The sequence below is a fragment of the Kitasatospora sp. NPDC048662 genome (assembly GCF_055587065.1).
The window spans coordinates 637,715-649,645 of sequence record NZ_JBVJHA010000001.1; the positions used below are offsets into that span (position 1 = coordinate 637,715).

Genomic DNA, 11,931 nt, shown 5'->3' on the forward strand with positions numbered 1-11,931 from the left:
CGATCCGACCGAGACCCCACCGCCGGACCTGACTGCGTTCGTTCCCCCGGAAGAAGACGGGAAGAGACATGACCCTCGACATTTCCAGCGCCCCCATCGCCTCCGACACCACCGACCACGCCCCGCCGGGCACCCCTGCCGCCTCGGCCGGGGGCACCTCCGCCGGGCAGCGGGTGCGCGCGCTGCTGGCGCACGATCTGCCGGCCTCGCTCGCGGTGTTCCTGATCGCGGTGCCGTTCTCGCTCGGTATCGCGCTGGCCACCGGCGCGCCGCTGACGTCGGGTCTGGTCGCGGCCGCCGTCGGCGGGCTGGTGGCCGGCCTGCTCGGCGGCACCCATCTGCAGGTCAGCGGGCCCTCGGCCGCACTCACCGTGGTCACCGCCGGGGTGATCGCCCAGTACGGCTGGCAGATCGCCTGCCTGGTGACGGTCTCCGCCGGTCTGCTGCAACTGCTGCTCGGCTCGCTGCGGGTGGCCCGCGCCGCGCTCGCGGTCTCCCCCGCCGTGGTGCACGGCCTGCTGGCCGGAGTGGGCCTCACCATCGCGATCGCCCAACTGCACGTCATCCTCGGTGGTTCGCCACAGAGTTCGGCCCTCGCCGACCTGCGCTCGCTGCCCGGCGAGCTGGCCGGCGCGCACCCACCCGCGCTGGTGGTCGGCCTGCTCGCCCTCACGGTGCTCTACGGCTGGCCGAGGCTCGGCCGGCTGCCGGGCGCGGCCGGCCGGATCGGCACCGGACTGGCCCGGCTGCCCGCCGCCCTGGTCGCGGTCGCCGCCGCCACCACGCTCTCGCTGATCGCCGAACTGCGCCTGGCCCGGGTCGAGCTCCCGGTCTGGGAGCACCACCAGTTCTTCGCGCCACCATCGCCAGGAATGCTGGTCGGCCACTGGGCGGCCCTGCTCGGCCTGGTGCTCACGGTCGCCGCCGTGGCCGGTGTCGAGTCCCTGCTGTCCTCCGTCGCCGTAGACCGGATGACCCGCCGATCCGGCGACCTGGACCGCGAACTGCGCGCCCAGGGCGTGTCCAACCTGCTCTCCGGGCTGCTCGGCGGCCTCCCGGTGGCCGGCGGCGCGGTGCGCTCCACCGCCAATGTGCAGGCCGGGGCGGCTACCCGGATGTCGGCGGTGCTGCACGGCTGCTGGGTGCTGGTCGCCGCGTTGGCACTGACCGCCGGGCTGCGCAGGATCCCGCTGGCCGCACTCGCCGCGCTGGTGCTGGTGGTCGGCGTGCAGATGGTGAGTTTCGCGCACATCCGCCGGGTGCACCGGCACCGCGAGTTCCCGGTCTACCTGGCCACCGTGCTCGGCGTGGTGCTGCTCGGCGTCCCGCTCGGGGTGGTCCTCGGCGGCTCGGTCGCCGTGCTGCTCGCCCTCTACCGGCTGACGCGGGCGCACGTCGAGGTGATCACCGAACCGGACGGCTCCTGCACCGTCCGCACCCACGGTCCGCTGACGTTCGTGGCCGTGCCCAGGCTGAGCCGGGCGTTCGCCCGGGTCCCTGCCGGCGCCTGGGTGACGGTCCGGCACGACGGCTCCTTCCTCGACCACGCCGCGTTCGAGGCACTGCACGCCTGGCGCGTCGGCCACCAGGCCACGGGGGCCCAGGTCTCGATGCTGACCGACCGTCAGGCACAGGAGGTGCTCGACCCCGACGGCACCGTCCTGGTCGACGACGCCCCGGGCGGGCACCGCTGCAGCGCCTGGACGCCCTGGGTGGGCCATCACTGCATCGAGCAGAACGAGGACGATCCGCACGTCCGGCTGCTGCACGGCGTACGCGGCTTCCAGCAGCACACCGCCCCGCTGGTCCGCCAGGAGCTGGCCCGGCTGGCCCGCGACGGCCAGGCTCCCTCGCAGCTCTTCCTCACCTGCGCGGACTCCCGGATGGTCACCAGCATGATCACCAGCTCCGGCCCGGGCGATCTCTTCACCGTCCGCAATGTCGGCAACCTGGTGCCCGCCCCGTACGAGCCGGGCGCGGCCGACGATTCGGTGGCCGCGGCCGTCCAGTACGCCGTGGAGGTGCTGGAGGTCGCCTCGATCACGGTCTGCGGGCACTCCGGCTGCGGCGCGATGAAGGCCCTGCTGGACGGGGTGACGGAGCAGGCGGGGCCACCCACGGCCTTGGCCCGGTGGCTGCGCAACGGCCGCGGATCGCTGGCCCGACTGCGGCGGGCCCCCGCGGAGTTCGAGGGCCGCGCGGCGGTGGATGTGGTCGAGCAGCTGTGCATCACCAACGTGGTGCAGCAGCTCGAGCAGTTGATGGCCAACCCGGCCGTTGAGCGCCGGGTGTCGAACGGGTCGCTGCGCCTGGTCGGAATGTTCTTCGACCTCGCCACCGCCCAGGCCTATGTGATGGACAGTCAGTCCGGCCGCTTCGCGCCGGTGCACGCGGAGACCGAACAGGCAGCCGACCGCACATCGGAACCGGAGCTGGCCGCGTAGCAAACCCCGGCCCGCAGCCACCGGCCGCCGGACGCAGACCCGCAGCCACCGGCCACCGGCCACCGGACGCAGGCACCTGGATTCAGGCCACCCGGCCACCAGCCGCAGGCCGCCAACTGCCGGTCGCACAGAAGAAGACAGGGGCGCGTGGAGACTTCTCCAGCGCCCCTGATTGTGCGTCAACCGCCGGTGCGGTGCTTGATCAGGTTGGCCAGGTCCGCGGGGGTGACGTAGCCGGGCCAGCGGTGGTCGTCGAAGAGGTGGATGCCGGCGTCCTGGTAGCACTGGTCGACGAGTTGCGAGCAGATCATGTGCTTGGTGGAGGCCACGTACTTGCGCAGCGGCGGGCCCGCGGGAAGGTGCAGGCGGGCGGCGGCGAGGGCGAGGTAGTCGGCGAAGGAGTAGGGGGTGCCCAGGTAGGAGCGGGCAGCGGTGGTGATGGCGGTGCGCTGGTCGTCGGTGAGCGGTATGCGGCCGGTGGACCAGAGCACGGGCTGTCCGTCGTAGTCGCTGAGCGGATCGAGCGCCGCTCCGCCGGGTTGGGCTTCGACCACGAGGCCGTCGCCGACAAAGACGAAGGCGTGCTCGTAGTCGGAGAATCCGTCGCCGTTGAGGAACTGTCCGATCCGGATCAGGCGGCCGGTGCGGCCGACCATGCGGACGACCGCGAAGTCGCCGGGCCGGGGTGAGGTGTCGGTCATGCAGAACCCCCGTCACTGTCGCGTACGGTGATGGGTTGCGTACTGACAGTGGAGTACCGGGGCCGGGGGTCGTCAAGGTGCTGCGCGGGATTGATCGACCCTGGGGGCGGGAAGTCGTCGGGAGGACCGGCCGAGCGTTGTCGGAGGTGTCCATCAGGGGCGCGGCCTGCAGTCGATCAAAGGTCTACACCAATTTTCGGGAGCCTCTTGTCAACACGGCACTTGGCCTGGTGAGCTGTGCGCTGGGACACACGGGACCATCCTCCGCACGGGGTTCCCGGTATTTGAGACTCGATGAGGAGTGCGCGTTGAGCAACGAGAGCCTGGCCAACCTGCTCAAGGAGGAGCGGCGCTTCGCCCCGCCCGCGGAGCTCGCCGCCTCCGCCAACGTCACCGCCGACGCCTACGCCCAGGCCTCCGAGGACCGGCTGGCCTTCTGGGCCGAGCAGGCCCGCCGGCTGAGCTGGGCGGTCGAGCCCACCGAGACCCTGGACTGGTCGAACCCGCCGTTCGCCAAGTGGTTCGCGGACGGCAAGCTCAACGTGGCGTACAACTGCGTCGACCGGCACGTGGAGGCCGGCAACGGCGACCGGGTCGCGATCCACTTCGAGGGTGAGCCGGGCGACAGCCGGGCCATCACCTACGCGCAGCTGAAGGACGAGGTCTCCAAGGCCGCCAACGCCCTGCTGGAGCTGGGCGTGGCCAAGGGCGACCGGGTCGCCGTCTACCTGCCGATGATCCCCGAGGCGGTGGTCTCGATGCTCGCCTGCGCCCGCATCGGCGCCGCCCACTCGGTGGTCTTCGGCGGCTTCTCGGCCGACGCGGTCGCCTCCCGCATCCAGGACGCCGACGCCAAGGTGGTGATCACCGCCGACGGCGGCTACCGCCGCGGCAAGCCGTCCGCGCTGAAGCCGGCCATCGATGAGGCGCTGACCAAGGTCGACGGCGTGGAGAAGGTCCTGGTCGTGCGCCGCACCGGCGAGGAGGTGGCCTGGACCGAGGGCCGCGACGTCTGGTGGCACGAGCTGGTCGACGGCCAGTCCGCGGAGCACACCCCCGAGGCGCACGACGCCGAGCAGCCGCTGTTCATCCTGTACACCTCGGGCACCACCGGTAAGCCCAAGGGCATCCTGCACACCTCCGGCGGCTACCTGACCCAGGCGAGCTACACCCACCACGCGGTGTTCGACCTGAAGCCGGAGACCGACGTCTACTGGTGCACCGCCGACATCGGCTGGGTCACCGGCCACTCGTACATCGTCTACGGCCCGCTCTCCAACGGCGCCACCCAGGTGATCTACGAGGGCACCCCGGACACCCCGCACCAGGGCCGGTTCTGGGAGATCGTGCAGAAGTACGGCGTCACCATCCTCTACACCGCGCCCACCGCGATCCGCACCTTCATGAAGTGGGGCGACGACATCCCGGCCCGCTTCGACCTGTCGAGCCTGCGGGTGCTGGGTTCGGTCGGCGAGCCGATCAACCCGGAGGCGTGGGTCTGGTACCGGGAGCACATCGGCGCGGGCAAGACCCCCATCGTCGACACCTGGTGGCAGACCGAGACCGGCGCGATCATGATCAGCCCGCTGCCGGGTGTCACCGAGACCAAGCCGGGCTCGGCCCAGCGCGCCCTGCCGGGCATCGCCGCCACCGTGGTGGACGACGAGGCCCGCGAGGTGCCCAACGGCTCCGGCGGCTACCTGGTGCTGACCGAGCCGTGGCCGTCCATGCTGCGCACCATCTGGGGCGACGACCAGCGCTACATCGACACCTACTGGTCGCGGTTCGAGGGCCGCTACTTCGCCGGTGACGGTGCGAAGAAGGACGAGGACGGCGACATCTGGCTGCTCGGCCGGGTGGACGACGTGATGCTGGTGTCCGGCCACAACATCTCGACCACCGAGGTCGAGTCGGCGCTGGTCGGCCACCCGGCGGTGGCCGAGTCCGCGGTGGTCGGCGCCAGCGACCCCACCACCGGCCAGGCGATCGTGGCGTTCGTGATCCTGCGCGGCAGCGCCAGCGACAGCGCCGACCTGATCGCGGAGCTGCGCAACCACGTGGGCAGGACGCTCGGCCCGATCGCCAAGCCGAAGCAGATCAAGGTGGTCTCCGAGCTGCCGAAGACCCGCTCCGGCAAGATCATGCGCCGCCTGCTGCGCGACATCGCCGAGGGCCGCGAGGTGGGCGACACCACCACGCTGGCCGACTCCGCGGTGATGAACCTGATCCAGTCCCAGCTGCCGGGCGGCACCCAGGTCTGATCCACCGTCAGCCACTGGGCCGGGCCCGCTCCGTGAGATCTCGGGGCGGGCCCGGCCCGTTGTCGTTCCTGGAGGACCAAATACTCATAAAGTAAGACAGAACGACATACCCCTTGCCGCGCCCCGTAGGATGTCAAGGAATCATCAAAGTTCTGAGGCGCGCCGGGAAGTCTGGTCGGCACTGCACCACCCGTGTGTCCGCATGCCGCCCGCCTCAGGAGGTCCCCCCTTGGCCAGCCCGTCCAACGAGCGCCGCCAGTTCCTCGGTCTGCTCCCGCTGCCCGAACGCCGATTTCTCGCCGACGCGCTGCGCACCGAGACGGTCGGCGGGATCCTGCTGCTGGGCGCCGCCCTGGTCGCACTGGTCTGGGCGAACGTCTGGCCGCACGCCTACGAGACGGTCCGCGAACTGACCTTCGGCCCGTCCGCGCCGCTGCATCTGAACCTCCCGCTGGAGGCCTGGGTGCAGGACGGACTGCTGACGATCTTCTTCTTCGTCGCGGGCATCGAGCTGAAACGCGAGTTCGTGGCCGGGGAGCTGCGCACGCCGAGCGCGGCGCTGCTGCCGGTGGTGGCGGCGGTGTGCGGTGTGGCGCTGCCCGCGGTGCTGTACACGGTGGTGAACGTGGTCGGCGACGGCCACCCGGCGGGCTGGGCGATCCCGACCGCCACCGACATCGCGTTCGCGCTGGGCGTGCTGGCCGTGGTGGGCAGCCACCTGCCGTCGGCGCTGCGGGCGTTCCTGCTGACCCTGGCGGTGGTGGACGACCTGATCGCGATCCTGATCATCGCGGTCTTCTACTCGGCCGGGATCACCTTCTGGGCGCTGGGCGCGGCACTGGCGGGGCTGGTGCTGTTCTGGTTCCTGCACCGGCACGGGCTGGGCCGCTGGTGGGTGATGGTGCCGCTGGGCCTGGTGATCTGGGCGCTGATGCACGAGAGCGGCATCCACGCGACGGTGGCCGGTGTGGCGATGGGCCTGATCCTGCGCTGCCACCGCGAGGAGGGCGAGGAGCACTCCCCCGGCGAACACGTCGAGCACCTGGTGCGTCCGCTGTCGGCGGGGTTCGCGGTGCCGATGTTCGCGCTGTTCGCGGCGGGGGTGCCGGTGTCCGCGAAGGTGCTGGGCGAGGTGTTCACCGAGGCGGCGCCGCTGGGCATCGTGATCGGTCTGCTGGTCGGCAAGTCGGTGGGTATCTTCGGCGGCACCTGGCTGGCCGCCCGCTACACCAGGGCCACCCTGAACCCGCAGCTGACCTGGTCCGACATGTTCGCGCTGGCCACCGTGGCGGGCATCGGTTTCACGGTGTCGCTGCTGATCAGCGACCTGGCGTTCGTGGACGACCCGCACCTGGCCGAGCTGTGCAAGGAGGCCGTCCTGGTCGGCTCGCTGACCTGCGCGGTGGTCGGCACCCTGCTGCTCAAGCGCCGCAACCGGTACTACCGGCAGTTGGTCGAGGACGAGGAGCGCGATTCGGACGGCGACGGCATCCCCGATGTGTACCAACAGCGGGGGTGACACGCCGTCCGGCGGGGACCCGGAGTGGTGCCCGACTCGCCGGTAGGGGCATGATGCTGAGCTGACACCCGTGCGTGACGCACCCTCAGCGCGCCGCACCCAGCCCGCGAAGTGGAGACCGCCGATGGCCGCAGGAGCCACCAACCCGAACGGCAACGGCCGCATCCCGCACGAGGGTGAGCGTACCGTCGGCGAGCTGTTCGCCGCCGCCTCCGCCGAGCTCTCCAGCCTGGTGCACGACGAGATCGCGCTGGCCAAGGCCGAGATCAAGGCGGACGTGGTGCGGGGCGGCATCGGCACCGCGGCCGGGGTGGTGGCCGGTGTGGTGGCACTGGCGTCGATCCCGATGTTCTCCTTCGCCTTCGCCTGGGGCCTGCAGGCGCTGGGCATCACCACCGGCTGGTCGTTCGCCATCGTCGGTGGCGCGTACGTGGTGATCGCGCTGCTGCTGGCGTTCATGATGATCCGGTACTTCAAGAAGGTCCGGAAGCCGGAGCGCACCATCGCCGGGGCGCAGGCCACCGCGGAGGTGCTGAAGAACGCCCGGCCGCGGCCGGCCACCAAGGAGGAGATCGACCGGGCGCTGGGCCGGATCCAGTGACCGACGGCCGGTAACGGTTTGCGCCCGGCTGTGAGTGCCGGGCAGGTACGGAGGGCCCGGGTATGACAGGCTGCGGGTATGTCGTTGGACCAGAAGCCCGTGGATGAGCCCGCCTCCGTTCCCGTCCGGCCGGGTGCCGGGGAGCCGTGGAGCGTGCGCTCGGCGGGGCCGTGGACGCACCGCGATCTGGCCGCGAACGGCGCGCGTTTCCACATCGCCGAGCTCGGCGAGGGCCCGCTGGTGCTGCTGGTGCACGGCTGGCCCGAGTACTGGTGGGCGTGGCGGCACCAGTTGACGGCGCTCGCCGAGGCGGGCTTCCGGGCAGTGGCGCTGGACCTGCGCGGGATGGGCGGTTCGGACCGCACCCCGCGCGGCTACGACCCCGGCAACCTGGCGCTGGACGTCACCGGCGTGATCCGTTCGCTCGGCGAGCGGCAGGCGCACCTGGTGGGCCACGGCACCGGTGGCACGCTGGCCTGGGTGGCCGCGGTGATGCGTCCCTCGGTGATCCGCAGCCTGACGGTGGTGTCGGCCGCGCACCCGCGGCACCTGCGGCGGGCGCTGCTCACCGACCGTCGGCAGATCGCCGCGTTCGAGCACGTGCTGGGCTTCCAGCGGCCGTGGATCCCGGAACGCCGGCTGGTCGCGGACGACGGGGCGCTGGTCGGCGACTACCTGCGGGCCTGGACGGGGCCGAACACGCTGCCCGAGGAGGCGGTGACGTCGTACCGCGAGGCGATCCAGGTGCCCAGCACCGCGCACTGCTCGATCGAGCCGTACCGCTGGCTGATGCGCTCGATGGCCCGGCCGGACGGCATCCAGTTCGCGCGCCGGATGAAGAAGCAGGTCACCGCGCCGGTGCTGCACGTGCAGGGTGCCGCCGACCCGGTGCTGCTGTCGCGCACCGCGCTGGGGGCGGGCGAGTTCGTCTCCGCGCCGTACCGGTGGCGGCTACTGCCGGGGGTCGGGCACTTCCCGCACGAGGAGGTGCCGGAGGAGTTCACGGCGGAGCTGATCGGGTGGGTCCGGCAGCACAAGGACGGCTGAGCGTCCGGCGCCAACCCCGGCGCGCTGCCACGGAGTTGACGGCGTTCATATGACAAACGCATACGCCAGCCGCATGGCATCGGAGCGGTTACTCCGGGCGGCCCCAGGGAATCCCTCCGGTATGACCTGGATGCCCGATCGAGAAGCCCAGCCGCGCCGAAGCCGCCGTGGCAGCAGCAGCTCGCAGCAGCACGTTCCGCAGCCGGACTGGCCCTACGAGCCGACCGAGCGGACGCCACGCAGCGCGGGATACCGGCTCGGCATTCCGAAGATCATCGGACGGCGCGCCCGCTGGGTCGGCGCGAGGCTGCGCCGGGAGGGCTGAGGGCCGGCAGGCGCGAAACGCAGGCGGCGCGAAATCAGGGGCGCCTGCGTTTCGCGCCTGCGAAGAGTCTCAGCCCAGCACGCTCGGCGAGATCGCGGTGGACCAGAGCAGCAGCCCGAAGGTCGCCACCGACATCACCGGGACCAGGATCTTGGTCTCCATGTCATTGCCGGTGCGCTTGATCAGCACCACCTCGTAGCGCTCCTTGTGCGGCCACAGCAGCGGCGAGCCCTGCTTGGTCAGGCAGTCGCCGAGCAGGTGCGCCAGGGTGCCCAGGGCCACCGCGTACGGCAGCCAGCCCGGGGCGTTGGGCAGCCAGGTGAGCATGCCGAAGGTACCGAGCGCGGCCAGGCCGACCACGATGATCCAGGGCGCGTGCCCGTGGCCCGGCGGGTGCAGGCGCAGCGCCTTGATCGCCATGGCGAGCAGGAAGAAGGTCAGGCCGATGGTGAACCAGCGGCCCAGGAAGGTGATGCCGGCCCAGCTTCCGCCGCCCATCAGCGCGACGAACAGCAGCGAGTGGGTGGCGTGCCGGTGGCCGCCGGAGGCCCAGGCGACGAAGCGGCACAGCGCCTTGGAGACCGGGCCGAGGAAGTTGGCGATCGTCCCGTCGTGGTGGTCGAGGTCCGGCAGCAGCGCCGCACCGGCGCACAGCACGGTGCCCATCAACACGTCCGCCGGCGTCAGGTGCATGCCCATCAGCGGGGGGACGAACGGCGCGGTGGCCGCGAACAGCAGGGCGCCGCTGACCGCGTGCGAATGACCCATCATGACGTCTGTCGAACCTCCCGTCGGGCTCCGCCGGGGCGGCCCGGCTGGGCCGTTCGGGTGAGCTCGGCCGACGCTACCAGGCAGGCCGACGGGTCGTCAGGGAACGAGCGGCGGGCGCGCGGTCAGAGCGCGCAGCCCTCGGTGCCGACCTTGCCGGTGGCAGTGGCGCCCTGGATGACGTCCTCCTTCACCTCGGCGGCGGTCAGCACGTAGCCGGTGTCGGAGCTGTCCAGGGACTTGGCGAACACCACGCCGTACACCTGGCCGTCCGGGGTGAGCAGCGGGCCGCCGCTGTTGCCCTGGCGGACCAGCGAGCGGACCGAGTAGACGTCGCGGACCACCTGGCCGCGGTGGTAGATGTCCGGGCCGTTGGCCTGGATGCGGCCGCGGATGCGGGCGGGCTGGACGTTGAAGGCGCCGTTCTCGGGGAAGCCCGCGACGATCGCCGAGTCGTTGGTCCGCGCCTCGCCGGCGAAGGTCAGCGGCGGGGCGTTCAGCCGGGGGACGTCCAGTACGGCGATGTCGCGCTGCCAGTCGTAGCGGACCACGGTGGCGTCGTAGAGCTGGCCGGTGCCGCCGATCTGCACGGTCGGCTCGTCGACGCCGCCGACCACGTGCGCGTTGGTCATCACCCGGTGCGGGGCGAACACGAAGCCGGAGCCTTCCAAGGTCTTGCCGCAGGAGGGGGCGGTGCCCAGCACCTTCACCAGTGAGCCCTTGGCCTTCTGCACGCCGGCGCTGCCGGCCAGCGCCGGGTCGGGCGGCTCCACCTCGGTGATCGGCTCCTGTTCGAACGGGTTGAACACCTGCGGGAAGCCGTTGCGGGCGAGTTCCTTGCTGAAGTCGGAGAACCAGTTCGGGGCGTCGGACGGCAGCGCCGACTGCACCGAGCCGAGCACCTTGGAGGTGCGCACCTGCTTGGAGACCGTCGGCAGCGAGGTGCCCGCCAGCGCCGAGCCGATCAGCCAGGCCACCAGCAGCATCGACAGCACGTTCACCAGGGAGCCGCCGACCGCGTCCAGGGCCTTGACCTTGCCGCGGCCGAGCCGTCCGCGCAGCTTCCAGCCGAAGTGGGTGGTGATCGCCTGGCCGATCGCGGCGAGCACGATCACCACCACGACCGCCACCACCGAGGCGGTGGTGCCCGGGGAGAGGTGGCGCAGTACCAGCGGGAGCAGCTGGACTGCGATCAGGCCGCCGCCGAGGAAGCCGAGCACCGAGAGCACGCCGACCACGAAGCCCTGCCGATAGCCGGAGACGGCGAAGCCCAGTGCGGCGGCGATCAGCAGCAGATCCAGGACGTTCACCCGGATACCCTCCCACGTCCCACCGGGCGGGGGACACCGGCCACCGGTGGTCGCCCGATCGGGTCAGCCCGGCGGGCAACGCGCCCGGATTGGTTGCGACTGTCTGATCATCCGGACAGCTGACGAGGGACCAGGGAGTCGTGCCATGGAACAGCCCAGGTGGGACGTACCCGTCGTGGACCGCGCCGAATTCCAGCCGGCCCTCGACCTCCCACCGTCCGCCCGCCAGAACCGGTTCACCGTACTGCTGCGTCTGTTGCTGCTGATCCCGCAGTTCATCGTGCTGTGGCTGCTGTCGATCGTGGCCTTCGTGGTCGCGGTGATCGGCTGGTTCGGCGCGCTGTTCACCGGGCGGCTCCCCCGGTTCGCCGCGGAGTGGCTGTCGGGGTTCCTGGCGTACGACACCAGGGTCTACGCCTCGATGCTGCTGCTGGTCGACCGCTACCCGCCGTTCAGCTTCGACGCGTCCGAGCATCCGGTGCGGATCGAGGTGCGGCCCGGCGAGGAGCTGAACCGGCTCGCGGTGTTCTTCCGGCTGCTGCTGGCCATCCCGGCCGCGATCATCCAGGGCCTGCTGCAGGCCGGCTGGTGGACGCTGTCCGTCGTCCACTGGCTGATCGTGCTGATCATGGGCCGGATGCCACAGGCGCTGTTCGAGGCCACCGCCGCCGTGCTGCGCTACCGGATGCGGTTCCAGGCCTACCTGATGATGCTCACCTCCGCCTACCCCAAGGACGTGTTCGGCGACCCGCCGAACACCGAGCCGCAGCACTCCGCGACCCGGCCGCTGGTGCTGACCGGGGCCGCGAAGGCGCTGCTGGTGATCTACCTGGTGCTCGGGGCGGCCTCGTGGGCGGTCGGCTCGGCGACCGACGAGTGGCACACCGGGGACAAGAACCCCGACACCGGAGACGTGATCTCGACGCTCGCCCCGCTGCGCGTCGGACGCTGAGGG

10 protein-coding genes are annotated in these 11,931 nt (G+C 71.5%); 7 read left to right on the forward strand and 3 right to left on the reverse strand.

Features of this window, described 5'->3' with window-relative positions; genetic code table 11:
• Positions 1-68: 68 nt before the first annotated feature.
• Positions 69-2,444 (forward strand): SulP family inorganic anion transporter, encoded by a 2,376-nt coding sequence (locus tag ACZ6R9_RS03070; RefSeq protein WP_465536179.1) that lies wholly within the window; start codon positions 69-71, stop codon positions 2,442-2,444.
• A 179-nt stretch (positions 2,445-2,623) separates the two neighbouring features.
• Here ACZ6R9_RS03070 and ACZ6R9_RS03075 read toward each other — a convergent pair whose 3' ends face one another.
• A complete protein-coding gene (locus ACZ6R9_RS03075) occupies positions 2,624-3,145 on the reverse strand; it encodes a C40 family peptidase (RefSeq protein ID WP_465536181.1) in 522 nt (173 codons plus the stop codon).
• Positions 3,146-3,453: 308 nt separating this feature from the next.
• On the opposite strand from ACZ6R9_RS03075, the gene acs reads away from it, so the two are divergent.
• The 5 genes from acs to ACZ6R9_RS03100 all read left to right on the forward strand — a co-directional run bounded on the left by acs (position 3,454) and on the right by ACZ6R9_RS03100 (position 8,898).
• Positions 3,454-5,406 carry an acetate--CoA ligase gene (acs, locus tag ACZ6R9_RS03080; protein ID WP_380487978.1) on the forward strand — a complete coding sequence of 651 codons (1,953 nt, stop codon included), beginning with the start codon at positions 3,454-3,456 and terminating at the stop codon, positions 5,404-5,406.
• A gap of 202 nt (positions 5,407-5,608) precedes the next feature.
• Complete coding sequence (gene nhaA, locus ACZ6R9_RS03085) at positions 5,609-6,925, forward strand: Na+/H+ antiporter NhaA (RefSeq protein ID WP_380487976.1); 1,317 nt, start codon at positions 5,609-5,611, stop codon at positions 6,923-6,925.
• A gap of 124 nt (positions 6,926-7,049) precedes the next feature.
• Positions 7,050-7,526, forward strand: a complete 477-nt coding sequence (locus ACZ6R9_RS03090) for a phage holin family protein (protein WP_380487974.1) — start codon at positions 7,050-7,052, stop codon at positions 7,524-7,526.
• Positions 7,527-7,625: 99 nt separating this feature from the next.
• Positions 7,626-8,573: an alpha/beta fold hydrolase gene (locus tag ACZ6R9_RS03095; protein ID WP_380487989.1), complete on the forward strand. Its 948-nt coding sequence runs from the start codon at positions 7,626-7,628 to the stop codon at positions 8,571-8,573.
• Positions 8,574-8,703: 130 nt separating this feature from the next.
• Positions 8,704-8,898: a hypothetical protein gene (locus tag ACZ6R9_RS03100; protein ID WP_380487972.1), complete on the forward strand. Its 195-nt coding sequence runs from the start codon at positions 8,704-8,706 to the stop codon at positions 8,896-8,898.
• A gap of 69 nt (positions 8,899-8,967) precedes the next feature.
• Here ACZ6R9_RS03100 and ACZ6R9_RS03105 read toward each other — a convergent pair whose 3' ends face one another.
• Positions 8,968-9,666: a metal-dependent hydrolase gene (locus ACZ6R9_RS03105; RefSeq protein ID WP_380487971.1), complete on the reverse strand. Its 699-nt coding sequence runs from the start codon at positions 9,664-9,666 to the stop codon at positions 8,968-8,970.
• Positions 9,667-9,791: 125 nt separating this feature from the next.
• Positions 9,792-10,976 carry a MarP family serine protease gene (locus ACZ6R9_RS03110; protein WP_380487969.1) on the reverse strand — a complete coding sequence of 395 codons (1,185 nt, stop codon included), beginning with the start codon at positions 10,974-10,976 and terminating at the stop codon, positions 9,792-9,794.
• A gap of 145 nt (positions 10,977-11,121) precedes the next feature.
• Here ACZ6R9_RS03110 and ACZ6R9_RS03115 point away from each other — a divergent pair, with 145 nt between their 5' ends.
• Complete coding sequence (locus ACZ6R9_RS03115) at positions 11,122-11,928, forward strand: DUF4389 domain-containing protein (RefSeq protein ID WP_465536186.1); 807 nt, start codon at positions 11,122-11,124, stop codon at positions 11,926-11,928.
• Positions 11,929-11,931: the final 3 nt, after the last annotated feature.

Bases quoted from the DNA above. Each gene is read 5' to 3' on its own strand.
- ACZ6R9_RS03070 (WP_465536179.1), top strand. From the start codon at position 69: ATGACCCTCGACATTTCCAGCGCCCCCATCGCCTCCGACACCACCGAC.
- ACZ6R9_RS03075 (WP_465536181.1), bottom strand. From the start codon at position 3,145: ATGACCGACACCTCACCCCGGCCCGGCGACTTCGCGGTCGTCCGCATG.
- nhaA (WP_380487976.1), top strand. From the start codon at position 5,609: ATGCCGCCCGCCTCAGGAGGTCCCCCCTTGGCCAGCCCGTCCAACGAG.
- ACZ6R9_RS03090 (WP_380487974.1), top strand. From the start codon at position 7,050: ATGGCCGCAGGAGCCACCAACCCGAACGGCAACGGCCGCATCCCGCAC.
- ACZ6R9_RS03100 (WP_380487972.1), top strand. From the start codon at position 8,704: ATGCCCGATCGAGAAGCCCAGCCGCGCCGAAGCCGCCGTGGCAGCAGC.
- ACZ6R9_RS03105 (WP_380487971.1), bottom strand. From the start codon at position 9,666: ATGGGTCATTCGCACGCGGTCAGCGGCGCCCTGCTGTTCGCGGCCACC.
- ACZ6R9_RS03115 (WP_465536186.1), top strand. From the start codon at position 11,122: ATGGAACAGCCCAGGTGGGACGTACCCGTCGTGGACCGCGCCGAATTC.